Source organism: Olleya sp. UBA1516 (genome assembly GCF_002323495.1).
Classification (GTDB): domain Bacteria; phylum Bacteroidota; class Bacteroidia; order Flavobacteriales; family Flavobacteriaceae; genus Olleya.
Genome location: NZ_DCQO01000016.1, coordinates 145,250 through 163,067 on the forward strand (window position 1 = coordinate 145,250; position 17,818 = coordinate 163,067).

11 protein-coding genes are annotated in these 17,818 nt (G+C 31.9%); 6 read left to right on the forward strand and 5 right to left on the reverse strand.

The window, feature by feature from the left end; all coding sequences use genetic code 11:
• Window positions 1-33 precede the first annotated feature (33 nt).
• The 3 genes from B2989_RS09705 to B2989_RS09715 are packed head-to-tail and all read left to right on the forward strand — an operon-like array spanning window position 34 to window position 5,848.
• Window positions 34-3,123: a hypothetical protein gene (locus tag B2989_RS09705; protein ID WP_292947935.1), complete on the forward strand. Its 3,090-nt coding sequence runs from the start codon at window positions 34-36 to the stop codon at window positions 3,121-3,123.
• Window positions 3,123-4,340 (forward strand): hypothetical protein, encoded by a 1,218-nt coding sequence (locus B2989_RS09710; protein ID WP_292947937.1) that lies wholly within the window; start codon window positions 3,123-3,125, stop codon window positions 4,338-4,340. Before B2989_RS09705 ends, B2989_RS09710 begins: the two co-directional genes overlap by 1 nt.
• Window positions 4,334-5,848: a glycoside hydrolase family 2 TIM barrel-domain containing protein gene (locus tag B2989_RS09715; protein WP_292947939.1), complete on the forward strand. Its 1,515-nt coding sequence runs from the start codon at window positions 4,334-4,336 to the stop codon at window positions 5,846-5,848. Before B2989_RS09710 ends, B2989_RS09715 begins: the two co-directional genes overlap by 7 nt.
• A gap of 145 nt (window positions 5,849-5,993) precedes the next feature.
• Here B2989_RS09715 and B2989_RS09720 read toward each other — a convergent pair whose 3' ends face one another.
• From B2989_RS09720 to B2989_RS09730, 3 genes are all read right to left on the reverse strand, one after another.
• Window positions 5,994-7,241 (reverse strand): glycosyltransferase, encoded by a 1,248-nt coding sequence (locus B2989_RS09720; RefSeq protein ID WP_292947941.1) that lies wholly within the window; start codon window positions 7,239-7,241, stop codon window positions 5,994-5,996.
• Window positions 7,242-7,551: 310 nt separating this feature from the next.
• Complete coding sequence (locus tag B2989_RS09725; protein WP_292947943.1) at window positions 7,552-8,796, reverse strand: oligosaccharide flippase family protein; 1,245 nt, start codon at window positions 8,794-8,796, stop codon at window positions 7,552-7,554.
• A gap of 28 nt (window positions 8,797-8,824) precedes the next feature.
• Window positions 8,825-9,103: a hypothetical protein gene (locus tag B2989_RS09730; RefSeq protein ID WP_292947945.1), complete on the reverse strand. Its 279-nt coding sequence runs from the start codon at window positions 9,101-9,103 to the stop codon at window positions 8,825-8,827.
• A gap of 152 nt (window positions 9,104-9,255) precedes the next feature.
• Here B2989_RS09730 and B2989_RS09735 point away from each other — a divergent pair, with 152 nt between their 5' ends.
• Window positions 9,256-11,316 (forward strand): tetratricopeptide repeat protein, encoded by a 2,061-nt coding sequence (locus B2989_RS09735; protein ID WP_292947947.1) that lies wholly within the window; start codon window positions 9,256-9,258, stop codon window positions 11,314-11,316.
• A 4-nt stretch (window positions 11,317-11,320) separates the two neighbouring features.
• On the opposite strand, the gene B2989_RS09740 is transcribed toward B2989_RS09735, so the two are convergent.
• A complete protein-coding gene (locus B2989_RS09740; protein ID WP_292947949.1) occupies window positions 11,321-12,604 on the reverse strand; it encodes an APC family permease in 1,284 nt (427 codons plus the stop codon).
• Window positions 12,605-13,011: 407 nt separating this feature from the next.
• On the opposite strand from B2989_RS09740, the gene B2989_RS09745 reads away from it, so the two are divergent.
• Together B2989_RS09745 and B2989_RS09750 are read left to right on the forward strand one after the other, a co-directional pair.
• On the forward strand, window positions 13,012-14,526 hold the full coding sequence (locus B2989_RS09745; protein ID WP_292947951.1) for a sensor histidine kinase: 1,515 nt from the start codon (window positions 13,012-13,014) through the stop codon (window positions 14,524-14,526).
• Window positions 14,513-14,923 carry a response regulator gene (locus B2989_RS09750; RefSeq protein WP_292947953.1) on the forward strand — a complete coding sequence of 137 codons (411 nt, stop codon included), beginning with the start codon at window positions 14,513-14,515 and terminating at the stop codon, window positions 14,921-14,923. The genes B2989_RS09745 and B2989_RS09750 overlap by 14 nt, the downstream gene beginning before the upstream one ends.
• Before the next feature lie 161 nt (window positions 14,924-15,084).
• On the opposite strand, the gene B2989_RS09755 is transcribed toward B2989_RS09750, so the two are convergent.
• Window positions 15,085-17,700, reverse strand: a complete 2,616-nt coding sequence (locus tag B2989_RS09755) for a DUF6923 family protein (RefSeq protein WP_292947955.1) — start codon at window positions 17,698-17,700, stop codon at window positions 15,085-15,087.
• Window positions 17,701-17,818 lie beyond the last annotated feature (118 nt).

Sequence of the window (17,818 nt, forward strand, 5' to 3'; positions counted from 1 at the left end):
TATCTTTACCATATATAATAGCGTAAGCTTTAAATGAAGGAAACCTCAAACAAATATTTAATCACAGCTATACTTTTAGCTTTAGCATTTCATGGTAGTGCCATATTTTTTACTTTGGAAACTACTTATGATGCGTTAATACACTTGTTTTTTGCAGATCATTATGCTAATAGCTGGTTTGAACCTTGGAATTACGAATGGTATACAGGTTTTACCGTACAAAGTTATCCGCCTTTAGTACATCAATCCATTGGACTACTCTCCATGATTGGTGGTTTAAAATTTGGAATGTTTAGCGTTGCGTTAATTGCTATTGTGCTGTTTGTTACTGGTACTTATCGTTTTTCATTAATGATGACCGCTAATAAAACGGTAGCTGGTTATGCTTGTGTACTGGCAGTATTTAGTTCATCGTTTGTAGAGACGCTTCATATTTTTGGACAATTACCTAGTATTGTTGGTGTATCTGTATTAATGCATGCCTTACCCGAAATTTACTTATGGTTAAAAACAGGTAAAAAATGGTACTTAGCAACCTCATTATCTTTAATAGCAGTAACGGTAACTTCACATCATGTAACACCAATTTTTGGAATGATCTTTTTTATCTTCCCTTTAATAGGAATGGTAATTATGGATGTTTCGCGAGAGCAAGTCAACACCATGAAAGACGTGACTTTCAAAATATTTTTGAATAGCTTTTTTAAACTTTTTAAACGCATTGTAAGTTTTGGAATGCTGTCACTAGTCCTAATCGTTGGATGTATTTTTCCATATTGGCTAAACTCCAAAGCCAATCCAATTACTCAGGTTCCAATTCCGCATGGTTCTCGTGATAATTTCTTAGAAATCACATCCTCTGGATTAGTATTCTTTTTAATTCCGTGGGGAATTTTACTAATATTATTACCCTATATTTTTTACAGATATTACAGCAAACGCTACTTGTTTTTTGGACTATCAATAACTATTTGTACCATTTTAGGAACTGGAGGAACTACTCCTGTACCACTAAAAATGTTAGGCGAAACTGCTTTTAATATTTTAACCTTAGATAGATTTACACTTTGGGCTTCCATATTATCCATTCCGTTAATGGGTGAATTTGTATATCGTTTTGTTGAAGGTGATTTAAAAGAACTTATTCAGTCTAAATTTGGTGCTGTTTACCATCGTATTATTGGCGGAATACTTGCTGGACTCATGGTATTTATGGTAGTTTTTACTATGAGTTTAAATTATTTTAGACCATCGCAGCCTCAAAAAATTAAGATGTTGCCTATTGTTAATTTTTTAAATCAAGATGATCACGATAAATGGCGTTTTTTAACGCTAGGTTTTGGAGATCAAATGGCTTGGCTAAGCGCGCAAACTAATGCCATGACAGTAGATGGCAATTACCATTCTGCACGACGATTACCAGAATTAACTACACGACCAATCGAGCGTTTAGAAAACTCAAAATTTAAAGGAGTTGCCGGAATTGGATCTTTACAGCAATTTTTAACAACGCCAGAAAAATACAATCTTAAGTACATATTTTCTAACGATAAGTTTTACGATCCCATACTCTACTTTTGTGGTTGGCAACGTTTACGACAATTAGAAAACGGGATTATGGTATGGGAACGATTAAACATTCCGCCTGTGTCTTCAATTTTACCAAAAGAAGATGTTGCCAAATGGGTTAAAATAATGTGGGGAATTATTCCGTTTTTAACCGTTTTAGTGGCATTTGTTTTAAATATTCAAATGCTTTGGGTTAACGCTTTAAAAACTCGGATAAAACCAGTTACCGAATTTTTAAAATTCCCTACGACCTATAATAAGTTTAATAGAAACGTTTTACGTATCACACACCTTTGGTCATTAATTCTAGCCATAGCTGTGTTTTATGGTATTTATTTGTTCTACCTAAAAAACGACTCGCAACGCAGTCCAGAAAATGCCATTATCGCCTATTATGATGCGTTAGATTTTAAAGAATTTGAAAAAGCACATAGCTTAATAGATCCGGAAAACCAGTTGCCAATAGCACAATACATGTTAGAGATTTCAGTAACCGATGGGTTGCTAAGTAGCTACGCAAAAATGGATGCTATCACGACTGAAATAACTAAACATAATGACAGTACAGTATCGGCAAAAGTAACTAGCCAATGGATTACACCTTTAGAAAAAATTGAAAAAGTGGATTACAAATCGCTATCAAAACGTCAAGGCAAATGGTATTTACAACCAGACGATTTAAATAACGACTTACCTCCAGACCAACTCTATTCTGATAACACAACCAAGTATTTTAATCAAGGTCGTAGACGTATTACAACAGAAGCAACTCATCATGAAGACGTGTTAAAACAGCCAGTTTTGGAGGTCGTTTCTGCAAAGTTAGTGCAGTACGATGGCAGTTATGCTATTATTGGAGAAGTCCAAAATGTAGACAATGTACCAGCAGATGTTATTTTAAAAGGTACCTTGTATAACGATAACAACAAACAACTAGCAACCTATAATGCAAAGTACCACGTTAAGCATAAATTAATGCCTAAAGAGTCTAGTAGTTTTAGGATTAATTTTGAAGGTATTGCTTGGTCTAGAACACAAGATTCTATTCCAGATACGTTTAATCCAGATGAATTTACTCCAGTTGAGTTTGAAGAGCAACCAACAAAATTTAACTTACAAGCAGCAGGAAATGTTTCGGGATCTGACTTGTACAAAAACGTTGTACTAAGTGCCATAAGTATTAAAGACAGTATTATAAACGGAAACTTATTTAATAGTGGTATCCAAGAGATTACAATACCTCAGCTTTTAGTAACTTACTATGATGAAAACAAAAACATGGTTTGGGTCGATCATTTATTTGTAAAAGAAGGTGTAAGGCAACAACGCAAACAAGATTTTGAATATCAGATTTTAAAGGACGGTAAAGTTAAAATCATAAATAGTGATATGAAAAATATCTTTGTAAATGGTTTACCAAACGATGCTATAGCTGGAAAAATAGTACCTAACAGAATTGAAAACCATAGCGATGCCCAATTACAAAAAATTGATCATCCCGATTTTAGTTATATAAAAATAGAAATTAACACCTACATAGGAAGTCCAAATTAATGCCATTTAAACGCACATACATATTTGTTATAGGTCTGATTTTATTATCATCGTTTGCTATTGTGCAACATAATGACGCTACTAATCCTAGTAAATTAGTCACAACGCAAACAGATTATAATGTTGGCAAGCCTATTGTTTTAAAGTTTACTGCTTCAGACGATCAAAAACCATTATTGTATTGTTCTAATAGTTATGGATCTACTTTAGTTTCGGCTATAGCCAAAGATGGTACACTTCAATATATAATTCCGGAAAACATAACCAAAAAAATTGGTGTGGTCAATTGGATATTATTAGATAAAAATAAATCTGCGTCTGGTCAATTTAATATAAACCCAAAAGCAGAAGTTGCAACCATGGAAACTTATATTGGTCCTCCAAGCATTGAGGCTGGAGCAACAGATTACACAATGTTGGTTGTTATCCCAACAGATTCTTTAGATAATCCAGTGCCAACAAACACTAAAGTTGATGCTAAATTTCAATTTTTAGCTTCAGAAGAAAAAGAGGTAATTTTTACAAAAAACTTGATTTCTTATAAAAACATTTATTCTAAAAAAGAAAGTGGACGCATGTTAGTGTCATCGGAAAGTTTAGGAGTTAACTCCAAAGAGTTTACCATTAATGTTTGGGCAGCCATCCCAACAGATTTTAAAATTATGGCACAACGACCACATAATTACGCAGACGGAAATCAAGTTACCACATTTAACACCACAGTAATTAAAGACAAGCAAGATAATGTGGTTAGTGATGGTACTTTTGTTACCTTTTTTATTACCAACACTAGTGGAAATATTTTAAAAACCACTGGTACCACCATTAAAGGTGTTGCTCACGCTAAAATTATTCATCCTGATTTTAAAGACAATTGGAGCATTAAAGCCTATGTTGATGGTATGGCAGAAAGTGATACTATTACACTAAGTTACCAAAGTGTTATTGAAGATTTTGACGTTGCTTTTGCTGATAAAAATCGTAAAGTTCTAGTTGGTCCTTTACAAAGTTTTATGGAGCAAATGATTCCGGATGGCTTGCATGTCAAACTTTTAATTTACAAAGACAACATGCTTATTGACACCATTATAAAAACATCTTTTAATGGCTACGTTACTTTTAATTTAAAGCCTGCTGTTTATCAAAACGACACGTATAGTTTTAGTGTTGAGACCGCTGGAATAAACAAAACATTTAATAACAAAAAACTATGGTAGGTCTTAACAAAAACATACTTCGTACCATATTAATAATCTCATATATTATGATTGTAGCCTTGATTATATCTGGTATAAGTGCGCTTTTTAGCTACTTAAATACGGGAGCAGACAGAAGTACAATGCTACATACCGAAATACAAAAAGTAGAACAATATGCCCCAAAATTAATTTGGGAACCTTTAAACAATGAAGGCAGACCCATGGATAACGAAAACCTAAATGCACTTCAAAACAACTATTTGGACGCTTGGTACGTTAAACAAATAGCATATCAAACCAATAAAACTGCTGGTATAAAAGATTATTACACAGACAGTGCTAGAGAAAACTTATATGCCTTTATTAAATTAAACAAAGCTGAAAACACAACCATTGAAGCCACAACATTAAACCACAAACCAACTTTAGAGTTTTTTAGCGAAGATGGACAGTTAGCTGTTGTTACAGATAGAAATGTTGTAGAATATAAACGTGTTTTTAAAGCTGAACAACTAGTCCTAGAAACAACAGAAACCTCAACCTATAAAATGGTGTTTTTGCTAGAAGATGGATTTTGGCGTATTAGACATCTTGTTAAAGAAAACACTAAACCGTACTTACCAGAAATAGCAAAAATTGAAACTGATAGTTTAATTATTAAAGGGATTAATTATTACCCAAAAGCAACCCCTTGGAATATGTTTGGTGACGCTTTCGCGAAAGACACTATTGCTAACGACTTTAAAATCATTAAAAATGCTGGCTTAAATTCGGTTAGGATTTTTGTGCAATATGACGACTTTGGAAAGGCTGATGTCAATCCTAAAAAATTAGAAAAACTAAAACACACTTTGGATGCTGCAGAAGAGCAAAACCTAAAAGTAGTAGTTACGTTATTTGATTTTTATGGTGATTATTCTGTAATGAATTGGACCTTAAACCAACGTCACGCAGAAACTATAGTGTCCACTTTTAAAGACCACAACGCTATTATTGCTTGGGATATTAAAAACGAACCTAATCTGGATTTTGAATCTAGAGGAAAAGATATGGTTATCGCTTGGTTGGACAATATGATTGACTTAGTAAAATCTATAGATAAGGTACATCCTGTAACTATTGGTTGGTCAAACACCCAAAGTGCACCCATTTTAAAAGATAAGGTAGATATTGTTTCGTTTCATTATTATGAAGGCTTAAGCGAATTGGATGCTGCAATAAAAACAATGCAAAACCAAATACCAAACAAACCATTAGTTTTACAAGAGTTTGGAATGTCATCTTACAATGGTTTTTGGAAACCTTTAGGAAGCAATGAAGAGGATCAAGCTAATTACCATAAAAAAATACAAGAGATTATTGCTGCTAATAATTTACAATTTATGTCTTGGACGTTGTATGATTTTGTAGACGTACCAAAAGCTGTTGTAGGTAGCAGACCTTGGCGTAGAAATACCCAAAAACATTTTGGGTTTATTGATAAAAATGGTGTAAAAAAGGCATCGTTTAAATATATTACTAACTAGTAGTAGATAGCTGTTTAAATAGTTTTATAAAAGCAAAAACCTCAAATTAAGTAGGTTAATTTGAGATTGTATAAAACTATATTTGCTAAATCAATATGAGATATTTATTTGTTTGGGACAAAAAAGGTATCGTAATTTACTAGTACTATTCTGCTGAAGCTGGCTCTAAAACCACTGCTTTTTCACTCATTTTTCTTAGAGTTTTTTTTGGTGATTTAGTTGCAATGATAGCATCAAAGTTATTAAGGTACATATCTGCAATTTTTTCCATTGGATAAGCTGTTGCAGCTTCGTAGTTTGCTTTACCTAAAGCTATTCTATGCGCTTCATTTGTTACTATTGCCTCAATTGCATTTGCTAAACTTTCTACAGAAGTAGGCTCAAAAAATTCACCTTTATAACCTTCATCCTGTACTAATAATGCAAGGTCACCTAAATCTGGCATAACAACAGCTTTACCATAACTTCCTGCTTGGTGTAAAACACCAGAGCTTCCTGTTGTTGACGTGTATGGAAATACAACTACTGCACTTTCTTTAAACAAGGTTGGCACTTCAAATTCTTCTACATAACCTGTAAAACGTACTTGTGGCACATGCTTATAATCTTCTTGTACTTTTGCTAAATAACCTGGCACATTTGGGTTGTCTGTTCCTGCAATTACAACCTCAAGATTTAATCCAGTTGAAGCTCTTACTTTTTCAACCGCTTCAATCATACCCTCTACTTTTTTGTAAGTTCCAAATTTTCCAAAAGTCATAACTTGTAAAGGTCCTTGTGGCAAATCGTATTCTGGCTTTTCTTCAGAGATTTCAAAAGTTCCGTGCGGAATTAATGTCACATTTTTCACCTTATACTTTTTCTCTAAAATATCAACATATTTTTGCATTGTTACAGCAACTGTATCTGCTTGTAAGATTAGCTTTGTTAAGCTTGTTCCTATAAAACCATAAACTTTTTGCATAATTTTACTACTTGTAAATCCTGCAGATCCTAAATCTACTTCTTCTAATATATTATGCAATAACACGATATTAGGAATCTTTTTAAGTTTACAAACTAGTGGTAACATTAATCCTAAAGCTGCAGCTATTTTTTTGTCTCCAAACTTCATGAATTGTAAGTTAAATAAAACTGCATCTGGCTTAGTCTTACTAATAGCTTTAGTCACATTTATAATGTTTGTGTAGCTATTAAATGCCCAACACTCTTTAACTGTTATTTTACAACCATCTTCTGTAAAAGCAATGTCTTTTGCGCCTTCTGTTTTATCCGTTAATAAAACAATCTCAGTTACATTTTCTTTTTGTCTAAAGTGCTTTACTAAATGGTAAGCGTACTCATTTAATGTTACTTTACTTGGTGGATATGCTGTTACGATTGCTAGTTTCATTTTTATATGTTTTAATATGTTGTTTCTTAATTACACTACAAATTTGCGTTATTTAAGACACTAATTAAGACCTCTTTAGACAGATTGCAAGTTACTGTAGACGAATGGTAAAAAGGTGTCGTTTTACCATTTAACGTGTTGACTTTCAAAAGAAAAAAATCAACAAAACACATACTGTTATTAGACTACTATATTCTAACATTAGGATAAGCATTTTAATATCCACTTGCAAAATACTTACAACAGAAAAAGCCATGGTTTAAAACCATAGCTTCTTCATTTATAATAGACTAATAAAATAAATTACTTTTTATTTTTTCATTTTAGACTCAAATACAAAGAAGATCACTTGGATGACCAATAATGATACCATTGCTATTATTTGCATGTGTACGACTTGCTCTAAACTGTCATGAAAAAAGATAACTAATCCCATTTGCAACATTCCGAAGACTCCAGATATTACCACAGGAATATATCTATCTAATGATAAATAATAGTATGCAAAGATGTTTGATATGGCAAACAAACCAGTTGCTAAAGCATACTTCCATAACAAAGGCGCCATTGTTAGATAACTATCTCCAAATAATATAGTAATTGCAGTTTCTGGAAACAATGCACAACCAATAACTATTGCAGTTGCAATTGCTGCGATGTAACCAACGTATTTAAATAAAATTGGTGCTGTTGCTTTTCCTTCTTTTTTAAGCTGTACAACTGTTGGTAATAATAGCATAACAAACATCCATGCTACAAAATATACAATACGACCTATTAAAGCTAGTGATGCATACAATCCTGCGTCGTAAGCGTCAAAGTAATGCTTAACTAATAAGATGTCACTGTTGTTAATTATAATCTGTGTCAACTCGTAAAACGCTGTAATAATAAAAAAGCTTTTTACTTGTTTAGATTGACTTGCTTCTATCGCAATAGTTTTTTTGAAGTTTAAATTTTTAAACTTGAAAGGCACTAATCCAAATCCAAAAGAAATTAAAATTCCGACTGCAATAACAACCGATGATTGTATGTCAAATAAAAAAATTAAAGCTAACGTAATAACCAATCGGCTTAGCATTTCGGCTTGATAGGTAATGGATAAAGACTTGAATTCTTTTTTACCCTGAAACACACCTCTGTTTACACTCATTAAAAAATAAAGTGGTACTCCTATTCCAAAAATGGTAAACATACTAGAAGATGATGTATTAAAAACCGCTTGTAACTGATTTGCAAACACGATAATTAAAGCACCTAAACCTATTCCTACAATTGTCGCGTTTTTGTAAATTTTTGAGATAAAATTTTTAAACGTATCGTTTTCAAAAACTACCGAGAATTTTGCAGTCACTAATTGAAACGTCATGGCTACAAAAGACAGCACTAACAAAAAGGTAATTAACACAGCTGCATCTGCAAATTGTGCTGGACCTAACACACGACCTAAAATAAGATTGTACAAATAGTTTCCTCCATTTACTGCTAATACGCTAAGCATAAATAATTGCTCTGGAGATATTTTTTTTGTTTTTAATATAGATAAAGCTTGCATCTTATTATGGTGTGTTGGTTAATACTAATTAGGCTACTTGTGGATATACAAATGCTTCGTAAATTTCTTCACTTCTGTTACCTTCAACAAAAAACATTTGCTGGTTTGCTACACCTTTAACATACATTGCTTTTAAAGTTTGTAATGCACAAGCATCTATATCTGTAACCTTATTAATGTTTAGTGTTACACTTTTAAATGCGTTTAGTATAAATCCAAAATGTGTTGTAAAATTATTAATGGTTGCAGTGTTTAAGCTTCCTTCTAAAATAATTGTGTTGTCCTGTTGTGTAATTGTTAATGCCATAATTGTTATATTTAAATTGTTATTGTCTGATTTCTGATACAAAGATGCGACGCAAACCTCTGAAGGACTGTTGAATTTCGATGAGTGGACGATTGGTGTAGATGAATGAATGGATATGAATGCCTAACTTGCAATTGATTTAAAACTGAAACATGAAACTCAAATTTTTTACCCTACTTACCTTTTTAATAACTACTGTATTTAGTTATGCTCAAGACATGCAAGAAGGCTTTACATACTTAGAAACAGGGAAGTACGCTAAAGCGGAAACGTTTTTCCAAAACATACTAAAGGAGCATCCTAACAATAAAACTGCTAGACTATGTTATGGTCGTGCAATTGGTTTAAACGGAAAACCAGAACAAGCCAATACCCTTTTTACAAATCTTTTGGCAGATTACCCAACAGATTTTGAGGTGAAACTAAATTATGGTGAATCCCTATTGTGGAATAAAAACTTTCCAAAAGCAAAAACCTATTTTAAAACGTTAATAGATGAAGACCCTAAAAGTTTTCCCGCTTTACTAAGTTATGCCAACACATTATCTAATTTAAAAGAATATGAAGACGCGTTACTATATGTAAACAAAGCTTTAGACGTTTTACCTGGCAACCCAAATGCTTTAACCTCTAAAAAATACATGTACTTAGGTTATGCTTATCAAAAACAACAAGCGCAACAATATGATGAAGCAGAAGCTTTATTAAAACAAAACCTGACACTTTTTGATAACGACAAAGACACTTTATTAAACTTAGCAAACTTATATTTAATAGCAAATAGATTAGACGATGCTAAAGCAACCTATGATATTTTAGCTAAAAATCCTGAAAATAAAATCATAGCATTAAATGGTTTAGCATTAGTATCCCACTTAAACAGTAAAGAAAAAGACGCGCTACAATTAAGCCAACAAGCCTATAATAGTTTAGAGGCATCAACAGATGCAACAGTAACACAACAAACTACAGAGCGTTATGCGCAAGCCTTAATTTGGAATAAAAAATATAAAACTGCAGATACGCTTATCGCGAAATTAATTGAGTCTAAACCTAACGAAAATTGGGTTTTAGCCTTACGCGCAACACTTAATATTTATAAAAGTGATTTTAAAAAGAGCGTCAAAGATTACGACCAAATTTTGGTAAATGATAGCACATCTTTTGATGGTAACCTAGGAAACGCAAATGCTTTAAAAGCCTTAGGAAAGTATGAAGCTGCTTACACCTCTGCAGAAAACACCTTGAAGTTTTACGACAATCAAAAAGACGCAACTAACTTTATAAACAACCTTAATACAACCTTTACACCTTTTTACGAAGGAAAAACATCATACACCTTTGACAATGGAGATAATGAAGCGTTTGCAGTAAACAACAATCTAGAGTTTCCGTTTTCTACAAAGTTTAAAATATTAGGAAGCTACAATTACAGAAGCACCACTAATGCAGTAACAAATAACGAAGCAACCTCTCACGATTTTAGCGCAGGAATATCCTACCAATTATTACCAAACTTAACCTTTAAAGGAACTGCTGGTTTAACGTCTGCAAAAGCAACCACTAATGACTACACACAATTATTAACAGACTTGTCATTTAATATTAAACCTTTTAAGCTGCAAGATTTAACCGTAGGTTATAAACGTGAATTACAAAGTTTTAATGCCGAGTTATTAGATCGCGAGATTGTACAAAACAACTTTTACGCAAACTACAGTTTAAATACTAATTTTAATCTAGGTTGGTTTACGCAGTACTTTTATACTAGTCAAAGTGATAGCAATGCCAGAAACTTATTATTCACATCTTTATATTATAATATTTTACCCAAACCATCACTTAAAGCAGGTTTAAATTACCAATACATTACGTTTAAAAACCAAGTTCCATCCGTATATTTTTCGCCAGAAACCTTTAATGCTGTAGAGGTTTTTGCAAACCTGATTAAGGATGAAAACATAGCTAAACCTAAAGAATGGTACTACGAGCTTACAGCTGCAACAGGTTTACAATATATTGAAGACGACGAACAGCAAAGCACTTACAGGATACAAGCTAAATTAGGTTATAAATTCTCAGAGCGTTGTATGGCTAACCTTTTTGGTACACGAAGTAACATTGCATCTGCAACTGCTGCTGGTTTTACTTTTAACGAAATTGGATTACGTTTTAAATGGTTATTGTTTGATAAGCCAGTTTTTAGGGATTAGATAATTACTTTTTAAAACCCAACGTTTTATAAACCCATTCCATAACAAAGCAAAATAAGATAATACCTAAAGCCACCATAACACCAGTAACGTTAGTTTGAAATTGTTGGATAATAAGTGTACAAAAAGCCAATAAGCATAAAACGCTTGCTATTAAATGAATGGACTTATTAGATACTAATTCTTGATGTTTTTTAAAACCAATGTAATTAACCAAGCAAAAAATTAATAAAAAACCTGCGCTACCAGCTGTGGATATACTTTCTAGATTAAATAAATTTACCAAGATTATTGATAAGATTGCTGTCACTAAATACCCAATAGGTTTACCCCAAAACATATGACAAAAATAACGTGGTAATTCTTGATCTTCAGCAATATCATAATTTACCCTTCCGCTTCCTAATATGGTAGCATTAATTGCTGAAAAAGTAGAAATCAATGCAGTAATAGTAATTATAGTAAATCCTATTTGCCCCAAAGTAGGTGCTGCTGCTTCTGCTAAAACATAATCTTTGGCACTTGCTATTTTGTCAAAAGGTAAAGATCCTACAGTAACAATTGCAATTAAAATATATAAGACAACTACAAAACCCACTGCTCCAAAATAGGCTTTTTCAGTATTTTTTTCTCGGTTTTTTAAATCTGAAATAGAGTTTGCAATTAGCTCAAAACCTTCATAAGCAACAAAAATTACCATTCCGCCAGATAGCAGTAAAAAAGGACTCTCCCAATTACTAGGTTGTAATTGATGTACATTTTCTGAATGTAAAAAAAAACCATAAAACCCAACACCTATAAATATAACTAATATTAATAGCTTGACAATCACTGCAACAGACTCAATACGACCAACTAAACTTACACTTAGATAATTAATAGCTAAGGCCAGTACAATTATTGACGTTTGACAAATACGGACATCTAGATATTTATCACCTGTAACACTAAATAACTCGGAAGCATAAGATCCAAATGCGGAAGCATACAACGCTAACATCACGATATAACTTATCCAAAGCAAATTATTTATTCCGCCAGCAAAAATCCCGCTACCATATTGTTGGTGGACAAATCTAACAGTCCCTCCATTTTCTGGAAATTTTTTAGATAATTTAGCATAGGAATATGCTGTTAATAACGCAATAATACCTGCAAACAAAAAAGCAACAGGTGTACCTCCTTTAGCTAATGACACTGCCAACCCAAGAACTGCAAATATTCCGCCTCCAACCATACCTCCAATTCCTATAGAAATAGCGTCTTTTAAAGTTATTTGTTTACTCATTTACATTTTAATTAAGTATTAAAGATAATAAATAACAAAAAGATGTTACAAATACTAAGTAGCTAAAGTTTTAAATTCTATTAAAAAAAGCTATGAGATTAATCATTGAACGATTTTATTAATTTATATTGCTTTTAAACAAGAACATTCAACGTTGTTTTAACCAAACTTAATTAATTAATAATCAGACATAATAAAAAGAATAAAAACTAAAAATACTGCTATGTCATATGGTGAAATTTCAATTTAAAATTTTAAAACATTCCTGTAATTTGTTATTTTAACTGATAAATATTCCTTTTAACAGATGCTTATTATTATATTTACTTTAAAAAATACTTAAACACTAAAAACCAACAAATTACGCTCAATAAGCCCTAACTTATTAGTACTGAACAATTACTTACATGAAAGAACTTTACAATCAGTTATTTCAAAAACACACGACTAAAGACAATATTAGTTACACCTACATGGACTCTTTACAAAGAGACATAGCTATTGGATCTTGGGAAGTTAATCTCCAAAACAATAAAGTCACATGGAGTGCCATGACTAGAACTATTCACGAAGTAGAGCCTGATTACACACCAAGTTTAGAAGAAGGCATCAACTTTTTTTTAGAAGGTTATGATAGAGAATTAATTAATATTCTATTTGATCGTGCTGTTAAAATCCAAGAACCTTATGATAACGAGGTACAACTAAAAACCGCAAAAAACAATATTAAATGGGTACGTATTGTAGCATATCCTGTTATAAAAAATAATAAAACTGAAAAAGTTATAGGTGTCATTCAGGATATTACCGAAAAAAACAAAACGCTTTTAGAACTTAAACTAAAAGAAGAACTAATTAGAACCACGTTTGACAATGCACCTAATGCTATGGCATTAATTAGTTTAGAAGGTCAAATACTAACTTTAAACAATAGCTTTAGTGATTATTTAGGCTACAGCAAGGAAGAGCTTTCCGGCTTCCCTATTAATACGTTATCACATCCAGAAGATGTCGATTTAGTACCACAAAACTCAAAAGACTTAGTCGCAGGTAAAAGCAATAAGTTTCAGTGTGAAATACGATACATTAAAAAAGATAAATCCATAATAAACTGTTTATTGTCTGTTTCCATTTTAAGAGATGAAAATTATAAACCTATACATTTTATATTTCACCTTATTGATATAACAAAAAGAACAATTGCTAATAAAAAAGTGGAGTTACTTTTAAAAACTACAAAACAGCAAAATGAAAGGTTACTTAATTTTGCACATATATTATCTCATAACTTAAGATCACATTCTGGAAACATAGAAATGTTATTAGATTTAATGTATACAGAGGTTCCTGAAGCCACAAATAACGAATATGTCCCATTAATATTAGAAGCGGTAAATAAACTAAGCGAAACCATTGACAACCTAAACGAAGTATCTACCATTAGCGCAGATAATAACGATGATTTGCAACCTTCCAATCTTTTAGATTACACAAAAAAAGCTTTAGCAAACTTTAGCGCAGAAATTAAAGAAACCAAAGCCATAATTAATATAGATATAGAAGAGGATATTTATGTATTAGCAATACCTGCTTATTTGGATAGTATTTTATTTAATTTTATATCCAATGCCCTAAAATACAGACATCAAGATAGGACGCCTAAAATAAATTTAAGCGCAGAGCAAACAAAACACTATATTAAAATTGACATTGAAGATAATGGACTTGGCATTGATTTAAATTTACATAAAGATAAAGTTTTTGGCTTATATAAAACCTTTCATAATCACAAAGACGCTAAAGGTTTAGGTTTATATATTACTAAAAACCAAATTGAAGCCATGCAAGGAAAAGTAAAAGTTAAAAGCATTATAAACAAAGGAAGCGTTTTTTCTATATATTTAAAGTATGAAACAAATTGAATCAGCTTGTCTAATTGACGACGACCACATCTTTATTTTTGCTGCTAAAAAAATTTTATTAGCTACAGATATATGTCAAAATTTTACAGTTTATAACAATGGAGCTGATGCTATTTCTGGCTTAACCGAAATTATTAAATCCGGAAAAAACGTTCCTGAATTAATATTACTAGATATTAATATGCCAATAATGGATGGATGGCAATTTTTAGATGAATTTATTAAAATTAAATATCCCAAAAAAGTTACACTATACATCGTTAGTTCTTCCATCGATCCTGTAGATATTAAAAAAGCTAAAGAGTACGAAGCTATTACAGATTTTATAATCAAACCCATTACACGAAAAAACTTGATTAATATGGTGTCTACTGTATCTGCAAACGAGCAAGATTAAAGTTAAACATCCATTTATAATCAAAGAAAAACTAACAGCAACCTTCTTAAATAAAAAAAGGGCAAAAGATTTCTCTTTTACCCTTAGTGAGTAACCAACTGTATAAAGCTATTATTAGTTATTAGGTTACCACGTATCAATCAACAAACTAAATGAAATTGTTACTTTATTAGCAACTTTAAGGGATTGTAATGTGTTGTAACACTCGATAATTTACAGATATATAATCCAGAACTTAAATTTTGTCTGCTTAATGCTATCTGGTTTTTACCAACTTGTGCTTTTATTGTTTTATTATAAACTACTTTACCTAACTGATTGTAAATAACTAACTGTACTGTTTCTGATTGGGTAGTAGTAAAATGTAAGTTTGACGTATTCACCATTGGATTTGGGTAGGCTGTAATACTATTTTCTAAACTTGTTGTCTCAAAATCATTAACAGATAATGTTGTCCCTCTAGAAAAACGCACATCTTGTAAATTCATTTCTTTAGTCACAGTACTTCCATCTTCACTAACCATAGTAAAAACAATAGTGACAATGTCATTTGCATCTAAACCTAATGATAAGGTAGATGTGAAATCATCAAACGAAAGTGCGTAGTTTTGAAAATTATCTGTTAAAGCAATAGTGGTCTTGTATTGTTCTTCCCAATTGGTAATACTTTGCTTCACTAATGTAATCTCTAAGTTTCCTGTTCCTTTAGCTTTTAATTTAAGACTATTAAAATCTGTTAAATCAACAGCTTTGAAACGTGGTGTTATCGCTCTGTAAGCTGCAAAATAAGTGCTTGTGGTTGCGTTAAGCGTCACATTACGTTCTATTGGAAAATCTAAACTATTAAATGTAGTCGTGTTTTCTGTAACATTATAATTATTGACGTTAGTAGACACCTGAGAGTCATCAAAACCCCAAGGACCATCAGACATAAATAAATCATCTGGAGTATTAATTCCGTCTCCAATTCTAAACCCAATATCAAATAAATGTCCAGTTGGTACTGTTATCTCTGTAATGTAATTTTCGTTTAAATCAAGACTACTAGAAGTGTAGTTAAAATCACTAGTTTCAGTGGTTCTAAAACCAGAATCAAAAGCAACAGTGTTAGTCGCATTTGTATTGATTATTTGAAGATCTAAAGCACCATTATTATATTTTCCTTTTCTAACAAATACAGTTGGAGGTGTTGATAGTTGATATTCCGAAATTGGCTTTACCGTATCTAATAAGCTTAGTACCTCTTGAGCTAAATTGTATAAATCATCAATTGAGTCTGACCAAATTTGGAAATTATAAAACGTTACATCTGATTGATATAAATCTAAATTCCAATGTGACTCTATTGCAAAATTAGCATCAGCATTATCTAATTTAGCCGACAAACTTAATACATACTCAAAACTACCATCAGCGTTTTTAATAATTGATTTAATAAACGGTTGATCGTTGATAGCTATGGTTGACACCGAAATTAACTCGGCTCCCAATAATCTATCACAGATATATTTTGTGTGCTCATACACACCATTTTCTGTTTTTAAAGCTAAAATCGAAGCAATTGAAGCACCTCCTTGCATGTAGTCTACTGAGTAAACCTCTGTAGCATTAGTAATATTTAGTAAGTCTAAAGGTGTTGAGTCTATTGCATAATCTTCATTAATAGTTGTTAATGGTATAAAATCTTGTAATTGAAAACTAGTACTTGCTGATCTATAATTAGAATACAAATTACTTGTATCTCTTGTTACACGTTTTGCGGATTTCTGGTCAAATTTATAACTTGATTTTGCTCTATTAAAATTACGTTTATTAATTGCTTCAGACAATCTTCCGTTACTTTCTAAACCACCATCATTAGCTGTAGTTGGAGGTGCAATGACATCACAACTTCCAAATCCAGAACAAGATGGATCTTCACAATCAATTAAACCATCACCATCATCATCAATACCATTATCACAAATTTCTTGTGCTACTGGAGCAGTAGGACAACGTGCACCATCATTACTTGCACTTGAAGGACCAAAAGCAAATAAGTTAGAATCCATTATAGTTGAAGGCGTTACATCCTGTACATTTTGAATAACATATACTGTACCTGTCTCATTAGCAGATACGTAAAAACGACCATCTGCATCAAAATAAACAGCACCATATGTATAACTTAATCCTGACAAAATAGGAACTGCGCCTAAAGCCTGAACAACACTTGTTGATGGGTCTATACGATATAAGATATTTGTATGTTTTTCTACTGCATATAAATTACCGTCCACTGCATTAAAAGCCCAATCGTGTATACTAATATTTTGAGATAAGCTTTCTGTAGATAAGTATTGTGTATATGTAGCTGAGCTTGGATCTAAATCTACTTTAAAATAACTAGTTCCACCTGCTTTAAAATAATAAATTCCATTTGGACTAATATCTCCAACATACTTATTTCCTGAGGTCAACTCTGGAATAGTAAACGTTGTTGTTTGAAAATCACTACCAATTCTTACTATTGTTTTAGAAGGCGAGCTTAAATAACCCCAAATAAATCCATCTGTTGGGTTGTAAGCTGCTGCATTAATATTACCTGGAGTAATATCCTTAGCTGCTATAAAAGCATTACCAGAAGCTAAGTCAACAGCATAAACATCATTATACTGAAATAAATACGCACTATAATCACAATTAAAAGGTGTGTCTTGTGCTAGACTAGAAACGCTTATTAATAGTATTGCTAGTGCTAATATTTGATTTTTAATAGAGTGTAATTTTTTAGTCATGATGTAGTTGTTTCTTATTTACAAGACAAATTTACTTGTAATTCTTGCTGGAAAACTCTTTTTTCGATTGATGCTTTGTAAGTGTAGACGAATGGTAATTAACTGTAGATAAACTAAT